This is a genomic window from Trichococcus patagoniensis (assembly GCF_003051085.1).
Lineage (GTDB): Bacteria > Bacillota > Bacilli > Lactobacillales > Aerococcaceae > Trichococcus > Trichococcus patagoniensis.
The window spans coordinates 140,426-158,873 of sequence record NZ_QAOM01000007.1; the positions used below are offsets into that span (position 1 = coordinate 140,426).

Annotated in this window: 22 protein-coding genes; all 22 read left to right on the top strand. The window is 43.7% G+C overall.

Translation table 11 applies throughout. The features are described from left to right. The first annotated feature begins 2 nt into the window (after positions 1–2). Positions 3–953 carry a major capsid protein gene (locus C8U37_RS06430; RefSeq protein WP_108032440.1) on the top strand — a complete coding sequence of 317 codons (951 nt, stop codon included), beginning with the start codon at positions 3–5 and terminating at the stop codon, positions 951–953. Between the two features lie 46 nt (positions 954–999). Continuing rightward, entirely contained in the window at positions 1,000–1,125 is a 126-nt protein-coding gene (locus C8U37_RS14745) for a hypothetical protein (RefSeq protein WP_281257490.1), read from the top strand. 2 nt (positions 1,126–1,127) lie between these two features. After that, the gene (locus C8U37_RS06435) at positions 1,128–1,466 is read left to right on the top strand and encodes a phage head-tail connector protein (RefSeq protein WP_108032441.1); all 339 of its coding nucleotides are present in this window, start codon (positions 1,128–1,130) and stop codon (positions 1,464–1,466) included. Next, positions 1,463–1,783, top strand: coding sequence for a hypothetical protein (locus C8U37_RS06440; protein ID WP_108032442.1), 321 nt, complete (start codon positions 1,463–1,465; stop codon positions 1,781–1,783). The genes C8U37_RS06435 and C8U37_RS06440 overlap by 4 nt, the downstream gene beginning before the upstream one ends. Then, positions 1,780–2,133 carry a hypothetical protein gene (locus C8U37_RS06445; protein WP_108032443.1) on the top strand — a complete coding sequence of 118 codons (354 nt, stop codon included), beginning with the start codon at positions 1,780–1,782 and terminating at the stop codon, positions 2,131–2,133. The genes C8U37_RS06440 and C8U37_RS06445 overlap by 4 nt, the downstream gene beginning before the upstream one ends. A 4-nt stretch (positions 2,134–2,137) precedes the next feature. Continuing rightward, positions 2,138–2,548: a DUF5072 family protein gene (locus C8U37_RS06450; RefSeq protein ID WP_108032444.1), complete on the top strand. Its 411-nt coding sequence runs from the start codon at positions 2,138–2,140 to the stop codon at positions 2,546–2,548. 12 nt (positions 2,549–2,560) lie between these two features. Further along, complete coding sequence (locus tag C8U37_RS06455; RefSeq protein ID WP_108032445.1) at positions 2,561–3,037, top strand: phage major tail protein, TP901-1 family; 477 nt, start codon at positions 2,561–2,563, stop codon at positions 3,035–3,037. Between the two features lie 10 nt (positions 3,038–3,047). Next, positions 3,048–3,296: an Ig-like domain-containing protein gene (locus C8U37_RS06460; protein ID WP_170100209.1), complete on the top strand. Its 249-nt coding sequence runs from the start codon at positions 3,048–3,050 to the stop codon at positions 3,294–3,296. A 31-nt stretch (positions 3,297–3,327) separates the two neighbouring features. Next, the gene (locus C8U37_RS06465) at positions 3,328–3,630 is read left to right on the top strand and encodes a segregation and condensation protein B (protein ID WP_108032447.1); all 303 of its coding nucleotides are present in this window, start codon (positions 3,328–3,330) and stop codon (positions 3,628–3,630) included. Between the two features lie 65 nt (positions 3,631–3,695). Continuing rightward, positions 3,696–4,067, top strand: coding sequence for a phenylalanine racemase (locus tag C8U37_RS06470; protein WP_245879772.1), 372 nt, complete (start codon positions 3,696–3,698; stop codon positions 4,065–4,067). 3 nt (positions 4,068–4,070) lie between these two features. Next, entirely contained in the window at positions 4,071–7,268 is a 3,198-nt protein-coding gene (locus C8U37_RS06475; RefSeq protein WP_108032449.1) for a phage tail tape measure protein, read from the top strand. Beyond that, complete coding sequence (locus C8U37_RS06480) at positions 7,258–8,034, top strand: phage tail domain-containing protein (protein WP_108032450.1); 777 nt, start codon at positions 7,258–7,260, stop codon at positions 8,032–8,034. Before C8U37_RS06475 ends, C8U37_RS06480 begins: the two co-directional genes overlap by 11 nt. After that, positions 8,034–10,271 carry a phage tail spike protein gene (locus C8U37_RS06485; RefSeq protein ID WP_170100210.1) on the top strand — a complete coding sequence of 746 codons (2,238 nt, stop codon included), beginning with the start codon at positions 8,034–8,036 and terminating at the stop codon, positions 10,269–10,271. The genes C8U37_RS06480 and C8U37_RS06485 overlap by 1 nt, the downstream gene beginning before the upstream one ends. A 10-nt stretch (positions 10,272–10,281) precedes the next feature. Continuing rightward, positions 10,282–12,687 carry a hypothetical protein gene (locus C8U37_RS06490; protein WP_108032452.1) on the top strand — a complete coding sequence of 802 codons (2,406 nt, stop codon included), beginning with the start codon at positions 10,282–10,284 and terminating at the stop codon, positions 12,685–12,687. Positions 12,688–12,698: 11 nt separating this feature from the next. Beyond that, positions 12,699–13,046 (top strand): hypothetical protein, encoded by a 348-nt coding sequence (locus C8U37_RS06495; protein WP_108032453.1) that lies wholly within the window; start codon positions 12,699–12,701, stop codon positions 13,044–13,046. 11 nt (positions 13,047–13,057) lie between these two features. Then, the gene (locus tag C8U37_RS14450; RefSeq protein WP_170100202.1) at positions 13,058–13,201 is read left to right on the top strand and encodes a hypothetical protein; all 144 of its coding nucleotides are present in this window, start codon (positions 13,058–13,060) and stop codon (positions 13,199–13,201) included. Positions 13,202–13,276: 75 nt separating this feature from the next. Then, the gene (locus tag C8U37_RS06500) at positions 13,277–13,543 is read left to right on the top strand and encodes a hypothetical protein (protein WP_108032454.1); all 267 of its coding nucleotides are present in this window, start codon (positions 13,277–13,279) and stop codon (positions 13,541–13,543) included. 69 nt (positions 13,544–13,612) lie between these two features. Further along, complete coding sequence (locus C8U37_RS06505; RefSeq protein WP_108032455.1) at positions 13,613–13,819, top strand: BhlA/UviB family holin-like peptide; 207 nt, start codon at positions 13,613–13,615, stop codon at positions 13,817–13,819. Between the two features lie 8 nt (positions 13,820–13,827). After that, positions 13,828–14,070: a hypothetical protein gene (locus tag C8U37_RS14395; RefSeq protein WP_146161818.1), complete on the top strand. Its 243-nt coding sequence runs from the start codon at positions 13,828–13,830 to the stop codon at positions 14,068–14,070. Next, the gene (locus C8U37_RS06510) at positions 14,070–15,239 is read left to right on the top strand and encodes an N-acetylmuramoyl-L-alanine amidase (RefSeq protein WP_245879773.1); all 1,170 of its coding nucleotides are present in this window, start codon (positions 14,070–14,072) and stop codon (positions 15,237–15,239) included. Before C8U37_RS14395 ends, C8U37_RS06510 begins: the two co-directional genes overlap by 1 nt. A gap of 234 nt (positions 15,240–15,473) precedes the next feature. Continuing rightward, positions 15,474–16,541, top strand: coding sequence for a hypothetical protein (locus C8U37_RS06515; RefSeq protein ID WP_170100211.1), 1,068 nt, complete (start codon positions 15,474–15,476; stop codon positions 16,539–16,541). A 19-nt stretch (positions 16,542–16,560) separates the two neighbouring features. After that, positions 16,561–17,883 carry a hypothetical protein gene (locus C8U37_RS06520; RefSeq protein ID WP_108032458.1) on the top strand — a complete coding sequence of 441 codons (1,323 nt, stop codon included), beginning with the start codon at positions 16,561–16,563 and terminating at the stop codon, positions 17,881–17,883. The last annotated feature ends 565 nt before the right edge of the window (positions 17,884–18,448 follow it).

An 18,448-nucleotide genomic window follows, 5' to 3' on the forward strand; every position in this document is an offset into this window, starting at 1 on the left:
AAATGACAAAAATTGCTGATGTTATCGTACCTGAGGTATTTAATCCTTATGTGGTACAAAAAACCGCAGAATTATCTGCATTCGCACAAGCAGGTGTAATCGCAACTGATCCGGTATTTGACAAACTAGCTACTGCCGGCGGGAAACTGATTAACATGCCTTTCTGGTCCGATCTGACGGGTGATGATGAGGTTCTTTCCGATTCTACACCGTTGACGCCTGGTAAAATTACTGCCGGACAAGACGTTGCGACGCTCTTGATGCGTGGGCGCGCTTGGAAAGCCAACGACTTGGCAACGGCGCTATCCGGATCTGATCCAATGGTGGCTATCGGGGACTTGGTCGCTGCTTATTGGGCCCGTCAAGAACAAAAAACACTCATCAACACGTTGAAAGGTGTCTTCCTTGCCGCTTCGATGGCTGGAAACAAGTCCGACATCTCCGGTGCAGTAGATCCTGCAGTAGCAGAATTCACTGCCTCCACCTTTATCGACGCCGCTTATAAGCTTGGGGATGCAGAAAGCAAACTGACTGCTATCGCAATGCATTCCGCAACGTTTGCTTCTTTGCGCAAACAAAACTTGATTGACTATGTGTTTGATTCTGACAACAAACCAATTGCAGTTTACATGGAAAAACGCGTAATCGTTGACGATGGTATGCCTGTATCTGGTGGTGTTTACAGCACGTACTTGTTCGGAGCGGGTGCTATCGCAAAAGGAAATGGCGCGGCTCCTGTCCCTACTGAAACAGATCGTGATTCCTTGCAAGGTGACGATATCCTGATCAACCGTCAACATTTCATTCTGCACCCACGCGGGGTTGCTTTCCAAAGCGCTTCTGTTGCTGGGTCTTCCGCAACAAATGCTGAATTGGCAACTGCGGCAAACTGGGTTCGTGCATACGAAAACAAAAATATCCGCATTGTGGAGTTCAAACACTTATTGTCTTAAGAGGGGCTTCCGCCTCTCTTTATTTTATTGGTGAGGAGGGATTCGCTTGGGATTAGCATCATTTAACCGCATGCGCCGGGAATTGGCCGAGAAGGAAGCGGCGCAAAAGAAGAAGGCCGCAACAAAAGAACAGCCTAAGAAGAAGGCAGAACCAAAGAAAAGTGGTGAATAACCATGGCTTTTGAAATCAACATTATCGACAGAGTCAGAACCCGGATTCCGGAAATCGGATCGGATTTGATTTACGAACTGGAAACAACCGCATTGGATCGGATCAAGTTACGATTGGGGCTAACTGAGTTCCCGATTGAATTGAATTCTATCGCAGTAGAGGTGATCTGCGCGATGTATAACCGGTCGTTCCGTGAGGGCGTCAAGACAGAGGGCGTCGACACCTTCAGCATAACTTTCGTGGATGACATCCTGAAGGAATACGAAACGGAGTTCTCCAGGTATCTGGCCATCAAAGAAAAACAAGCGAATACGAATAGAGGGGTGTTGAGATTCTTATGAGATTTCAACCTCTTTCTTTGTATAAAAACGAATCGTTGGAGACGGATGTGCTTGGTAATCCAATCAACACGCTGGAGAAATTCTGGCAAGCGGATGGGATTTTCTCAAGTTGGACCGTCCAAGAGATTGCTTTGGACAATCGAAATGTCACGATCAACAACCGCAAAATTCTCACCCGGACATCAAAAAGCTACCTGGAACAGGCCGACAAAGTGAAATTCGAGGACCGTTACTATTCTGTAAAAGAAGTGAAGGGTTCGGATTATGATCGGTGGCGCATCCTTATTGTCGATCGTTATGGAAGTGATGGCCTGTGAAATTTACTTGGAACGAAAAGCAGATGACTAGCCTTCAGATAAAGTTGTTAGAAAAGAGTTTGCTTGATTTTGAGGCGGTCAGCAATAAAAACATTCGTGATATTTTCGCTCGGTCGCAGCAAGGTGGCGGAACGCCTGTCGGGAATTACCTAGGAGGCGGCGGACTTCGGAAATCAGCCAGCTATGCTAAAAACAGCGTGGGTTATTTGATGGACTACGCGCCGCACGTTGAATACGGCCACAGGACGAGAAACGGCGGCTATGTGCCGGGCCAGTATTATCTGAAGCGCAATGTGGATATGCAGCGCCCGATCTACAAGCAGGATTTGAAAAACAAACTAAAGGAGTAGGCGCATGATTGAAAAATTGAGTTTTACAACAGTGTTAGCAGCTGTCATTAAGACGGTGCAGGATGGCACACAGTTGCGCTGCTATGATTCCGTATCGAAGGATATTCCTTATCCATACTATTCGGCTGAAATCATTGGACAGATTCCAGACCCGTCCAAAACAATGTGGAAAGAACGCTATCAAATTGTCATTCATGCGTTTGCTGATGGCTCAAATGGTTCAGTGGCCCTGTTCGAAATTATCGATAAGCTCGCCGCGGCCATGACGATGGCAATTGAATTACCTGCCGGTTATGAATTGATTATGCAGACGCCGACAGGGGTACAACAAATTTATGATGAAGTAGACGGGTCGAAGCATGCCATTATGGGCTATGACTTCACCATATTCTACGGATTCAAAACGAAAATTTAGGAGGATGATTAAATGGCAGCAGATCCATTATACGCACAATTAACAGGAACGTTGACTGCAGCGATTGCAGGAAAAGACCTGGTATTAGCTTTATACAACAGCGAGACTTTCAGTCTTCTGGCCGTTGCGGGTCAACAAGGGTTGACGATCAACCGTGACAAAGACACTTTCGAGGTGACTTCTAAGGATTCGAACGGTTGGAAAGAGTTCATCGGCGGCTTCAATGAATGGTCCATCGACAATGACGGCATTTATGTTCGCTCGGATGCAACTCATAGCGCATTGAAAGAAGCTTATACTTCCGGCGATCCAATCTTGATTAAAGTCGTGAACATCAAAACATCGAAAGACATGTTCGGGGGATTGGCTATCCTGAACAGCTATCCGATTGAAGCGCCTTATGATGATGCGGTCACGTATACGATCGGATTGCAGGGAACGGGGGAATTGGTTGACCTTGAGGACGTCGCGTCCACTCTTACACCCTAATGAGCCGATAGTGGTAACGGTGGCGCCGGCTAGCGCTACCGTCCTACCTGGCGAAACGGAACAACTAGTCGCAACGGTAACAGGAACGGACATCGATACCGTTACCTGGACAACAAGCGCTGCAGCAGTAGCAACTGTGGCCGCAAATGGCCTGGTCACAGTCCTGGAGACAGCGACAACTGGGCAAACGGCAACAATCACCGCAACCTCGACAGAGGACGGCACAAAATCAGCTACAGCAATCATCACGGTTGGCTAGTAGCTTAATAAATTAACTGGAGCGTGGAACTATGTTTGAAGTCGACGGCGTGAATTATACATTGAAATTTAACAAACAAAAATTGAAAACGATCGAGCTGACTGCGAAAACAAGCGTTATCGGAGAAATCACTAAGAACAACGGGATTCTTCAGTATTCGTTGTTGGAGCAATTGTTCTCTTTCGGGTTGGTGGAAGAAAAGACAAATGAAGCAGTAAAGCAGAAAAAAGCACTCGAATTATTTGATGGTGTGGTCGAAGAAAATGGATTGATCAGTTTGAACATGGCAATCATCGAAAAGTTGCAAGATGACTTGGGGTTTATGTTCCGCTAGAACTCGTCGAGAGCGAGTTTCCGGCAAATGAAAATCCAACACCAGCCGATTTGCGCCGTGCGAAATTGGCCAGTGATTTCTCTTATGAGGAAGAACTGGCCTTTTTTGTTGTTCATTTTCACATGACGCCGATCGAATTCAGCCTCTTAACGGAGAAAGAGAAGATGTTTATCCGGAAAGAGCATGAGAACAAAACGATTTCAGATACAACGTGGATGCGCAATGCAGTATTGAATGCCGAAGCAAACCTGAATAAGAAGAAGCACAAGCGTTTCATTGATTTGTTCCCTAAGAAACCTGCCAAGGTGGATAAGGAATACAACGAAAACGCGGTCAAAATTATCGAAGAAATGGATCGAAACAATGGTCAAGGTTGGATTGAGAAAGTCTTAAAAGCCGCCGGAATGAAAAAGGCTATCAAGAAAAGAAAGGAGTAACGAATGGCTGATTATGTATTAAGTGCAAATATCACGGCGGACGCGGATAAATTTAATGCTGCAGTAAGGTCCGCGATGAGTGAACTGAAGACTCTACAGGATAAAACTTCCGCGATCAGCGACAAGATATCCAATGCCGGAAAAACCATCTCTATGGTTGGAGCCGGGATGACGGCTGCAATCACCGTTCCGTTTGTAAAAGCTGTTCAGACAACTGCAAATTTTGAACAAGCGATGACGAAAGCCGGAACGATCGCCGGGGCAAGTGCTTCTGAATTAGATGCCATGACCCAAGCCGCAATTAAATTGGGCGCAAGTACGTCCCTATCCAGTGGCGAAGTAGCTGTTGCGATGAGCGAAATGGCGGCGAAAGGTTTTGATGCGAATCAAGTTATCGCTGCCATGCCTGGCGTCATCAGCGCGGCCGAAGCTTCCGGAGAAGACCTGGCATTGGTGGCCGACACGGTGACAAGCGCATTGAATGGCTTTGGATTGGAAGCAGATCAGTCCGGAAGAGTCGCTGATATTTTAGCCATGTCTGCCAACAAAACGGCAGCAGGTGTCGAGGATTTGAGCTATGCGCTGAAATACGCTGGTCCAAGTGCGAGTGCATTAGGAATCAGCATCGAAGAACTAACGGCCGCTACTGGCTTCATGGTCGATGCGGGTATGGCCGGTGGGCAAGCGGGAACAACGCTCCGGATGGCATTCAGCCGATTGGTTGACCCTACTGACGAAGCGGCCATGAAGATGGAACAACTAGGTTTTAGCGCAACGGATGCGGATGGGAACTTCAAACCGCTGAATCAAATCGTTGGTGAATTAAGTACCTCGATGGAAGGCATGACGGAAGCACAAAAGCTGTCCACGCTCTCCACTATATTCGGAACGGAAGCGGCAAGCGGAATGATGATTCTGCTTCAAGCCGGGCAAGAAGAACTGCAGGGCATGACGAAGGAGCTGGAGAATTCAGCCGGAGCATCTGCAGAAGCGGCTGCAAAAATGAAGGACAATTTGGCTGGTGCATTGGACGAACTGAGTGGATCCATTGAATCGGCCACGATCTCCGTCATGAGCCAACTGACACCTGTGATTCGCGAAATTGCAGAAAAGGTAACAGGTTTAGTTAATGCGTTCAACGAATTGCCTGATAGCACGAAAAAACTGATTGCCATGACTGCCGGAATTGCGGCTGTTGCTGGGCCAGTAATAACCGTGTTGGGGACCATGATTTGGGGGATAGGTAGAGTTGTCGGGGTACTTGGATTCTTGCTTAGTCCGATGGGCTTAGTCGTTGCCGCAATCATAGGACTGGTTGCAGCCTTTGCTGCAGCGATGATCAAGAGTGAATCCTTCCGTAACACGGTGATAACGACTTTTAACAACGTGAAAGACATTGCTGTGGGGATATTTGCCGAACTGAGCGAGAAAATGAACGCCGTTTGGGAAAAAGCACAACCCGTCATAGCCGCCTTTGCATCAAGCGTCCCTGGTCTCTTATCGGGATTGGGCCAGAAGGTGGGTAGTGTTTTTGATGTAGTAAAAGAAAAGGTGTCGAGTGTCTTCCAAACAATTGCCCCGATCATTCAAAGTGCAATCGCATTTATCCAGCCGATACTTGCAAACATCGGGAATTTCATCATGAATACGTTCCAGGCTATCGGGCCTTCAGTCATGAGTTCACTCGGAAATATTGGCTCACAAATCGGATCGGTATTCCAGACAATCTGGGGAATTATTCAGGCGGTTCTACCGATTTTTACAAGCTTCTTTAGCGGTTTGATCAGTGGTTTTCAAACGGCAACTGGTGCAGGGTCAGGATTTTCAGTAAATTTAACAACCATCCTGTTTGGTATCAGTCCTATTTTGAAGATTGTCATTGCACTGTTTCAAATGTTTGGGCCACAGATTGTATCGACTTTCCAAACGGTAGGCGCTTCACTGGCTCCTGTTTTCGGGACAATCGGACAAATGATTGGGCAATTAGCCACAACTATCATTCCATTGGTTATGAGCGCATTTGCATCATTGGTGCCAATCGTTATGCAAGTAGGTGCAATAATCATGAGCGCAATACTTACGGTACTGCCGATTGTAGTCAATCTATTCAATAACTTAGTTCCCATAATCATGATGGTTGTTCAGCAGTTTGCTGCGATATTGGCTGTTGTCATTCCGTTGGTTGCAAACTTTATTGGAGCTTTAGTTCCAGCTTTATCCATGATCGTTCAAACGGTAATGAATATTGTGACTGCAGTAGCCCCGGCGTTCATAGCTATCATACAAGCTATTGGCGCAGCTATTCAGGTGATTCTACCTATTATCAGCAGTATTATTCAAGTGGTAATCCATGTAATGACAAATATCATTTCAATAATTACACCGATTGTTGGGTTTATTGGCATGATTATATCTAACGTTATTTCGGTTATCGCTCCAATCATCACGTTTATAGCCGGCATAATGACTACAATTTTTTCTTTGATACGGCCAATTGTTGAATTTGTTACAGGAATATTTAATACGGTTGCTCAGGTGATATCGAGCGTATGGCAAGGGGTAGCTACATTTACGGGTCAAATTTTCACAGATATTGGCACCGTTATTAGCGGGTTGTCAAGTGTTGTGAGTGGTGTTTTTGCTGCCATAAGCGGAATTATATCTAGCATAATGAACAACGTATCTAATACGATAACAGGTGTTTTTGAGAATATCAGAAACGCTTGGACAGGTCTTACATCTTTCGTTAGTGGCGTATTTGATGGAGTTTCCACTGCTGTTCAATCTCTTGTCGGACAGGTCAAGGGGTTCGTCAATGGCGTGATCGGCGGAATCAATTCGGCTATCGGTATCATTAACAAGATACCGGGTGTTTCGATCGGAACCATTCCTTATCTGGTGAACGGTATGAATAACTGGCAGGGCGGATTCGCCAGAATGAACGAAGGTGGCCGCGGCGAGTTGGTGAATTTGCCGAATGGCTCGCAGGTGATTCCTCATGATGTTTCAATGAAATATGCAAAGGAAGCTGCAAGGAATTCAGTTGGTGAATCCGAAGACGGTTCAAGCGTCTACAACGAAGGGGATGTGTATCTAACGATTGACCGATTCGAAAATAACACAGAGCGCGATCTGGAAACGCTGGCCTACAACTTGGCTTGGATGACTAAGAAAGAAAGGGGGAGATTGAGTGCCTACTGATGCAGATTTGTATGAACAATTACTGGATTCAACTGATCAAGCAGTTTTCGTGTATGGTGGTATCGTTTCGAGCGATATGAGCCTTGTGATCAGCAAGGATACTGCTCAAACGAGCCCGGAAGCCTCAGTCTCCTTCCAGAATATTCCTGGCCGGGATGGAAGCCTGATCATTGATAATAAACGGCTGAATAACTTTACTTATCCAATTCACACTTATCTGAGGCCGGAAATGGGATTGGATATCAACGAAGCAGCCTCTCGTATTTCGCAATGGCTGAAGGGAAATGTTCGTTACCGGGAGTTGTATTTGTCCTGGGATTCGAACTATCTCTATAAGGCCGTATATAACGAACAGTTCAGCATTACCGATATCCTTCCGAGATTCGGGAAAATTGCATTGAATTTCAAATGTCACCCCATCAAGTATCTGATCAGCGGTCAAAATGCGATACCTCTTACTTCTGGCCAGACGTTACTGAATCCGGAGAAAAGAGCTGCCAAACCGCTGATTTCCATCACAGGAACCGGAGACATCACCTTGAAGAAAAACGGCGCAAACTGGCTTATTCTGAATGATATAGACGGCTCCGTTACCGTTGATTCGGAATCGAAAAGCGTGTATAAGGATGGCCCGAACTTGTTTGAAAAAATGAACGCTACTTTGTCTCCGCTTTTCCCTCAGCTGGATGTGGGAACAAACGTGATCACCTGGGCAGAAGCAGGCTTTAGCGTGAGCATCACTCCGAGATGGGAGGCGATTGTCTAATGGCAATTTTATATAAAGCGAATGAAACAGACTTCACGCATTTTGGCTTGGGCATGCTTCAGGATGCCATTCAGATTTTCGTGACGGAAGAGCGTAATGGCGTTTTCGAATTGGAGATGAAGTACCCTGTCAGTGGCGATCGATTTGCAGATTTGAAACTGGACCGTTTGATAAAAGCCGATGCAGGCCATTCATTAAAGAACCAGCGATTCAAAATCATCAGGATTACCAAGCCTCTGAATGGAATCGTAACCGTTTATGGAGAGCATATCAGCCTGTTAACGCGGGACCTGCCATTACCGCCGGCTGTCAGCTATTCGGGTGATGCCACAAGCGCTTTGAATACATGGAAGAATGCCATTATCGGAATCGATCCGAATCCATTTACGGTATTCTCGGATATTGCAACTTCCGGCAGCGGCTCTTGGTCCATCAAGGATGTCAAAAATGCCAGGGAGGCGCTTGGCGGTGTCGATGGATCTCTTTTGGATACCTACGGCGGAGAATATTTGTTTGACAACTATGATGTCAGGCTTTATGCAAACCGCGGCAAACAGTCCGGCGCCTTGATAGCATACGGCCGGAATCTGACGGATCTGGAGCAAGAAGAAAATATTGCTGATACATATACCTCCATCTATCCATATGCCGTGATCACGGACGACAATCAGAATGAAATCACGTTGACGCTGCCGGAATACTATTTGGACAGCGAATATGTCGGGAACTATGCGAGAAGGAAAATTCTTACGGTAGATTTTTCGGGCAATGACGTGACGACGGTCGAACAACTCCGGGATAAAGCCGAATTCTATCTCATCAATAATCGGATCGGTATTCCGAAAGTGAATCTGAAAATCAAGTACGTGGATCTGGCCAAGACACTGGACTATGAAGCGACGCAAGCGATCGAAGCGGTGAACGTCTGCGATTGGGTGACGGTGTACTTCGAAGAATACGGCATCAAAACAAACGAGAAAATCATCAAAACCGTTTGGGATGACCTGCTGCAGCAATACGACTCCATCGAGGTAGGGGAAGCGCGGGCAAGTTTGGCACAAAGCATCAATACCACCGTTGATGGAAAACTAGAAACCGTAGCCGTTAACCTGAACACAATCCGCCTTGCTGCAGATGGCAAAACTAAAATATACACCGGTGTAGCCGAGCCAGTCGCCTCGAACATCAACGACTTATGGTATAAGCCGGTGGAATCGGGAGCAGTTGAAATGTACCGCTGGGATGGGATTATCTGGGCGCTGCAGAAAACAAGCGCGGATACCTTGGCAGGTACGGTTGATTTTGCGACTGTGCAAGCGATCAACATCGATGCGAATGCGATCACAACTGGAACATTAAGCGGCGCCAACATGTGGCTTAACCTCATCACCGGCATCATGCAGTTCACGAATCCGAACAACGGTCAAACACTCGACCTTGACCAAGCGAAGATTATATTTGGTGCAGGAACTACTGGTGAGAGAATCCTTGAATATACCACCGAGGGGTTGCGGATGCGGCCGGGCCCGAATAATACCGGGACCAATTTGAATACATCTTTGCGGTTGCACGGCGGGGTTACGTATATCGATTTCTTCGATGATGTGACCGGCGTTGTTCCAGAGACCACGAACCGCGCCCGCATAGAATCAAACGGCGAATACATTTACTTGCGCACCGCCAATGGGGAAGTCGTCCGGGTTGTCGATTGGGGCGGTAATCCGCGTGATATCGTCGCGAGGGATTTCATTACGTCGGATCCGAATAACCCAACCTACCATTATTCCGATCGATGGGAGACGCCGCGGGATGGGAATAGGGGCTTAGTGATTTCGCCAAATGGAACGGGCGTGCTATATGTCTCCAATCCGGCACAGACAGCCTATTACGGCGTTTGGGCCAGTGCTTTTGTAGTTTCATCTTCTGAAAAATTCAAGGAGAACATTGCCAAATTCAATCAGTCAGGTTTGGATTTGGTCAACTCAGTTGAGATAGCGGAGTACGATTTGCTGCAGGACGATGGAAAAAAATCCATGAAAGTGAATGCCAAGAAGCGCAAGGATATCGGATTCATCGCTGAAAAGAACCCTGAATTCACTGCCCGAAACGGAACGGATAAAGATGGCACGATGGTAGACCTATACCGCACGGTCAGCATACAAATGAAGGCGATCCAGGAACTCTCAGCCCGCAATGATGAGCTGGAGAAACGGATCAGCAAACTAGAGAACAAATAGGAGGGATACAATGGCAGTACCGAAAATAATTGCATATGACGTAGAGCTGAGGTCGGTGAACCCTGTACGCAGGTTCGAACGCCCGAAAGCCTACACGAACGATCTGAATTCGGTTGAATTCCAGTTCAAAATTTTGGATATGACCAGTACAGATTTGGAAACAGCAACGGCTATTACGCTTGTTTATATGCGTGACGGCTCTTTCTTTGCCAATCCAGCGACAGACGTCACACGCGTGGGGAATGTGTTCAGTTATCTGTTGAAGGAGAATGAAGGGAACCATGCCGGCGTTGCTCAGATTCAGTTGGTCGTGACTGTTGACGGCATGGAGCTTGCTTCGCAGCTGTTTGATTTTGAAATCGTAAACGGGTTGGAAACCAAGGTAGCCCAGGAAGTCATGATTTACGACTGGACGATTCTCACAAGGGATGCGCGGGCGTACATTGATCAGTTTGTGGCGGACGAGGTATTGCGAGATGCGCAGTTTGACAATGCGCAATTCGATCGCAATGTTGCGTTCGTGGGTTCTCAGGATCAACGAGCTGCGGATTTCGGTGCTTCCCAGACCGCACAGGGAAACGCCTATACCGCTGCCGAAGCCGCACGAGATTTGGATTTTGGTGAAGCTGAGGCATTACGTGCAGCTGGTTACGATGCGGATCATAGTCGCGCGGACACCGACCATACTAGGGCTGAAAATGACAGCACACTAGCTGGGACTGACCATACCCGTGCGGAATCCGATAGCACACTAGCAGGAACAGATCATACCCGTGCGGAAACCGATCACACTAGGGCGGACGCTGACAGCGCAACTGTTGCTGGGTTTAACACAAGGCTGACAGCCGAGGAAACGGCAACGGCGAACAACAAGATTTCCGCGGTGAAAGGCAAGACTTTTGCGGATGTGGATGCACGGTTTGAAGATGTGGAAGTTGATACAACGATGATGGGAACGAACATTGTAATGGGTGGTGATTTCTCGAATGGTTCTGGTGATTGGTATCCATCATCTGCAACGATTGCCATCACAAACGGTGAGGTAGTGCTTACCCCCACCACTCAGTATGGCAGGGCGATGTATACTGTTCCAAATTACGCGAACTACAAAGGCCATATGATGTACTTAGCCGGAATTGTAAAAACAGATGAATCGCAATGTGTATTGCACCTCAATGATGGTGTGGGAATGCTTATTGCGCCAAATAAGGTAACCGGCGCCTATCATCGTGTGTCTGCGAATCTAAAAGTGTCGATAAACGCAACCACATTGCGCATCATATTACAAGATCCAAGGACTAGTGGATGGACAAACTCATACCTTGATAATGTTACCCTAATCGACCTAACTGCCGCATTCGGAGCCGGAAACGAACCAACAGCCGAACAGATGGATGGGATCATGGCCAAGTTTACCAATTCATGGTTTGACGGAACGAAAAACCTATTCCGAGCCAATGCAACGCTGAACAAACTGATGGCGGTGGATGCGCGGACGGAGTTTGAAACGAAGAACGGTTTGGTGAACGGGGATATGACCTCGGGAACGGCTGGTTGGTCCTCGCACGATTCAACGCTTTCGGCATCTGGGAACACCTTATCAGCAGTTGGTTTAGGTGCTGGGAACATTGTGATTGTGGGTAAGGAGACACAAATTGATGCCGTAGTTGGGAACAAGCTATACATTAGGCTAAAGACTCGTATACCTAACGTATCTGCTTCATCTATGCAACCATACTTCAATGGTACGAATAGTTCTTTGGCTTCGAATGCGCAATCTGCAATCTTCGTAACCTCCCCAGTGATTAACCAATATTACACGCCCTCTGCTGTGGTTACGGTTCCGAGTGGGGTTTCTGGGAAAATACGCATTGCAAATCGCGCAATATACCCAGACGCTACGACCGCTTTGAACTCTATATTAGAGACACAATATACCTTCGTAATCGATCTCACAGCAACATTCGGAGCAGGTAAAGAACCAACACTTGCAGAGATGGACAGACTGATGGCGCGTTTCCCTAACAGCTGGTTCGACGGTGTGAAACCTATCCAGACGATCGAGACATTGTATCGGGAGAAGGCTGAAAAATATCAAGAACCTTGGATTGCACCGACATTACTTAATGCATGGATTAATATTGGTGGTACCGATGATGCGGCTGGATATATGAAAGATTCGCTTGGATTCGTGCATCTAAAAGGGATAATTTATAATGGCGTAATTACAGCTGGAACGGTATTGTTCACATTGCCAGCTGGTTACCGACCGTCAAAAAAATTACCTGTGATGGCTTTAACTTCAGGTGGGGTTATCAGATTGGATATTAAAAATACCGGAGAAGTATCTATTGTTAGTGCTACATCAAATTCGTGGCTGACATTAAACAATTTAACATTCAGAGCAGAGGTATAGGAGGTTAAACAATGAAACTATTCAGAAAAATAGACACCACAACAGGCAACTTCATTGAAGATTGCCTTTTTGATTCGCTTCCGATCTTGACGGAAACGGTCCTGGTTGATGCGACCGATGAAGAAGGAACCATCACGCAGGCTGAAGAAATTAGGCCATTATTGAATGCAGAAGGCAATCAGCTGCTTGATCCGCAGTACGTCGAAGAAACACCGCCACAAGGCTTGTATCTGCCGCGGTGGACCGGAACGGAATGGATTGAGGGCGGACAAGCACCGGAACCTGTTACAGCAGAACCGACTGTAGAAGACAGACTAGCAATGGCGGAAATGGCAATCTTAGATCTAATGATGGAATAGGAGAAAAGGAAATGGAGATGAGTAATATGTACGGATTTTTATTGAACATGTGGATTATGGGGAAAATTGACGAAGATTATCTGATTGCTCAAGTGGCAAAAAGACGAATTACTGAAGAAGAAAAAGCGATGATTTTGGCTACGCCACAAATTTGAGTGTGTACAAGAGTATCTATATAAAATTTTAATAATCTATTATAATACCTACATAAAGATTAGGGGGATGGATATATGGATAGACAAATATTAAGAAAAGTATATGAAGCATATATACTAAATGATGACAAACCAGAAATTACTATGGATATTTTGAGAAACTCTACGGATCTAACTGTTGGTAATATAAGAAAATCAGTTACTCAACTAGTTGAATCAGAACACGCCCTCAAACGGAATTTAACCCGTGATGATAGATTTTGGAGTAGAGATGAGTACGATGTTCCTAGGAATGAGGACTTTAATCCGAACGAGTATCGTGTTGAGGATTATTTTTGGTGATCATGAATAAATCGAGTAAAGGTTGTCCATCTGGGCAGCCTTTTTATTATGGGAAAAGGAGCGTGGGCAATGGACTTGTTAACGAAGATTGGGGAGAATCCGGAAAACGTGACATTCGCAACATTGTTTGTCGGCTTGCTTGTGTGGGTGATGCGAGCCAACACGGACAGAGAAAACCGCTATATGCAGATTATTAGTGATCTGACAGATTCGCTTAAAAGCTTGGATCTGATCGAAAAAACAGTGAACGAAATCAAAAGCAAAATTGAAAGGTAGGAAATGAAATGGAATTTAACATTTTTATTGCACCAATCACAATGATTGCTGTCGAGATGGTCAAGCGCGCCGGACTTGAAGCCAAGTACCTGGCATTTGTGGCCGTCATCTTTGGGGCGCTATTCGGGGCCTTGTACGGCTTTATTTATCACGGCGACATCTTCATCAACGCGTTTGAAGGGCTACTGTATGGAGCTTCCGCATCAGGCGTATGGGATGCAGCAACCAAAACACTGAAGGAGGAAAAATAATGGCTTATACAATTAATGACAGACGCGCATCTGCCCTGGGCGGACAAAGCAAGGACCGTTCCCGCTCCGCAATTACAACGATCGTATGGCACTATTCAGCGGTTGCCCGCTCCGTTCGTAAATTTATAACCGGCCATGAAGAGTACTGGAAAAATACACTCGGATGGGACCGCGGCGGATATCATTTTTACATCGACGCCGATGGTAACATTTGGCAAAACTACGATTACGAGCGGATTACATGGGGAGTGCTTAACAGTAATGGCTATACCGTCCACATCAGCGTGGAGGCCGGAAGCGGAACAGATTACTCACAAGCGCAAATCGATGCGCGTGAGTGGTTGACACGCAAAATCATGAGTGATCTGAATATCCCGGCCAGCAAGGTTAAGGGTCATTGGGAGGTATACAACAACTCTGCCTGCCCTGGCTATACGAAAGCACAAATGGATGCATGGCGCGCAAGGTTGGCCCAATCTGCTGCAGCTGCAACATCTGAGCCAATCGCGCCAATCCGCGTCCCTGTAAATTACAATAAGATGGTCGCTTATCCTGGCTACTCTATCGACTCCAAACCTTGGGGCGAGCCTGGTCTAGTGAATTGGGGAAAAACTGACGACATTATCGGTAATACGATTTCAATTTACGAAGAAAACGGCAGCGGCGAGTATGTGAACGGTGTTAAAGTCGGATGGATTGATAAGCGCGCATTGATTGACATCCCGGCACGCGTATCCGTCAGCTACAATGTGATTATTAAAACCGGCGGCTATTCGATTGATTCCCGGCCATGGGGCGAACCAGGCTTCGCGAATTGGGTAACAACGGATGCATTTGTTGGCCAAACGGTCCCTGTAATCGAAGAAAGTGCATCCGGCGACTACATCAATACAAGCCTGGGATGGATTGACAAGAGGGCAGTCGAAAAAGAGCCGGCTGTCGTGTCTTCCACGCTGCACCTTCCTGCAGGTCAGACCTGGATCGTTTATCCGGAAAATGGACCATACAAGGCCGGTAACGTCATCGCCGTTGAACAGGCATGCTCTTGCTTGATTCTAGGCGGCAAGGGGCAAGGGCTGCTTGTGGTGGATCTCGAAGGCAGTGTCGGGCGCGTGGCGATCAGATACGATGAGTCGAAGGGCGCGACGATCGAAAAAAAATATGCATAAATAAAAATCGTTTTAAGTAGTATGCGTATAGTATAAGTGAGACTGGTTTTTATCCCCTCAAGGTTAGCCAGTCTCATTTTTTATGCATATTTTTAACGCAAACTTACGTTCTTATGATATACTTTATTAGTAATCTCAAACGATTATATAAGCCTGAGGCCAAAGAAACTATTGTTTTTTTGGCCTTTTTTGTTAATATTGAATACAGGCTTATATTAGCATTTGGGAGGAACAATGATGATAAAATATCTAAGGCTTTTTCACTTTGATCCATCTGAAGATGTGGTAATAATTACACCTGGTGATATATTTAATTCTATCGATTTACAGCTTTCAACCTTTTTTTGGGATCATGCTTCAAAATCTTTAAAAGATAATAATACACAAAATTTTAGATTTAAAAATAAGGATGTTGAATTTATTGCACATCTTCAAGCTTGCTTTTCAGATATCGATTCCTTTGATTCAAGTTCTGTTAAGATTGCAGATAAAATGAAAAATAGTTTAAGCAAAAATTCAAAAAATGATTTTTATTTAGTCATCTTTACTAATGTTGTTGAAGATGAGCCACATGAGGATCTTCTTTGTATATTAAAAATGGATAGTATGGATGGAATTCATGTGGGTGACTCATTAACTTTAGATTATTTTAGCCAAATGTTGCCAGATAAAAAATCAAGACTTCAAAAAGCATCATTTGTTTATAAAACAAAAGTAGAAGACTTTGTAAATAATCTAGAACCTGACAACCAAGAACGTTTATATATTCACTCTAAAATTTTAGATAGACAAGACCCTTCAATTTCAGGTTTATTTTTAGATCATTTTATGGACAGTTTTGTTGTAACAGATAAGCCCGAGTCTATAGGGAAATTAGCTGTAAACTCAGTTGTTGCAGCTTCTAAAAAATATTTAAGTCCCACTAGTGCTTTTGGCGTGAGTGATATTAAAGAGCTTTTAAAAAATGAATTGTCAGTAGAAAAACAGACTTCTTTTGATGCATTAGCTGATATAATTTATGGGAAATTAGATTCTATTTTATTAGCAGGAAAAACGTCCGAAAATTTAGCAACTGAAGCATATGATTTAGCATATAAAGAAAATCCAACAGTTGTCAGATCATTTGCCGGTCGATTTAGAAAACCTCCAAAAGTACAATTAGTAGATTCTGCTAATAAAGGAAAAATCAACATATCGTATCTTAAAAGCTTGGAACAATCAGGAGATGTTCAACTAGATAGTTCAAGTGATAACGAGTTTCATATTCTGAGAGTTAAAAAGAATATTGTAATTAAAAAATAAAGAGTAAGGGGGAGTGAGTGTGGATACTATATATAACTTGATAATAGAACTAATCAATAATGATTTATTGAATAAAAGTGAAATTGTCAGCCGCTATAATCTATCTTATACTCAGTCCTTTTACTTTGTTATTAGTAGTGACATGCTTGAGGGGTATAGGAATGGATTAGCATTATTTCCGGATCAAGTTTTAGTGAATGGATACAGAATAGATGATGATCCTGAAATAGAGCTTAGTAATGATATTCAAATTTCTATTACGAATAATTTTTTTAGCGATGACTTCTGCCAATTCAATAATTTTATTTTTTATGATCAAAATAATTTTTTGAAATTTTCAGAGATTTTCTTTAATGAAGTGAAAATATCTCATCTAGAAAAAATTAAAAAGAAAGCTAAAGTTCAGTTCTTAATTGATACCAATATTAACCTTGAAAACTCGATTTTCACGGATACTAACAACAAAGACGAGCTCTCTGTTCCAGAAATACTTTTAAAAGATGAATATTATTTATCAATAAAAGCAATTTCGTTGCCAAACATCGTGCCTGACATTTTATTAGAAAGCTTAATTAATAGAAAAATAGAATCTCAATTTGAATTACTATCTAATCATTTCATAAATAATGAAACATATATCATCAATTCAGATAAAACAGTTTCTTTCAATATAAAAGAAATTGATTATTCGTTTGAATTAACTAAAGATTTAGACAAAGTAATTAGATTTATATTCGATGACGAGAGACACTATTATGATAAGCTTGAAATTTTTAAGAACATATTCTCCTTATCTTTGTTGAAGATGGGTAGGTTAGGTAAAGATTTATCAGCTGCACTTCTAGACGACATAAAAAGTCAATACTCTCTTTACATGAGCGATAACCTTGATAAATTCATTAAGGATAAACAGGTAATAACTGAAAAGTACATGTCTTTCATGCAGAGTGTTACCGCAAAAACTAAAACTATTTATGATGAAATACAAAAACAGATGCTAACCTTGATTGGCATAATTCTAACAACCTTCTTTATTAAAGGTATAGAAGAAGGGATTAGTAATGTTATACCCCCGTTATTAGGGTTACTATACAGTAGTTTTTCTATCTACTTGAAGCATAAAAGTGGGTGGAATGAGGACTCCGATTTTTTTATTAAAGAAATAGATTTTATGGATAAAACATATGGTAATTTATATAAATTTGATTTCGATTACACAGATGAGTTATACAATAATTATATAAAACCACAGCTAATAAAATTGGAAATTGTAGAGAATAGATTGAAAAAAATCTACCTATTGTTTTTCTTGTTATTTTCGCTATGGTTCTTGGCTGCCTGATAAACAAGTTGGTAAGCTACAGTTTAAATTTTCGCTCAATTATTTTACGCAGCAACTCCGCTTTTTTATTTGCAGGGGATCTTTGTCAAAGTAAGCAAACTTTTCCAACATTTTTCCAACATCTCTTCCATTATATACTGAAATCAAGTGATGTGGCATGAAACGTTACGATAACCAACTTCCGCAAAATAGCTTACGGTATCAAGTGTTTGCGAAACTATATGAAGTTGATTGATTCTGCTTGATATGCGTGGGCTACAAGAAGCCTTCATGGCCGTTCTGAAGATGGATGAGGACTAGAACATTATCAAATCAACACTCCTGGTTATCGTTGTGAGACGACGACTTGATTTTTTCCAACATTTTTCCAACGGAATTTATATTCCGTTGGAAAAATGTTGTTTTTTTTGCAATACCATTCAATTATTTGAAACCTGATCAAATAAATCAGCAGTTGAGCACTCCAGTTTAACCCTTCATTCCCGTGTGAATTATAACGTGGAATGCTGAAAAGCATTGATATTAAAGGTTTTTATTGGATATTCCTATTGAAATCCCGTCCTTC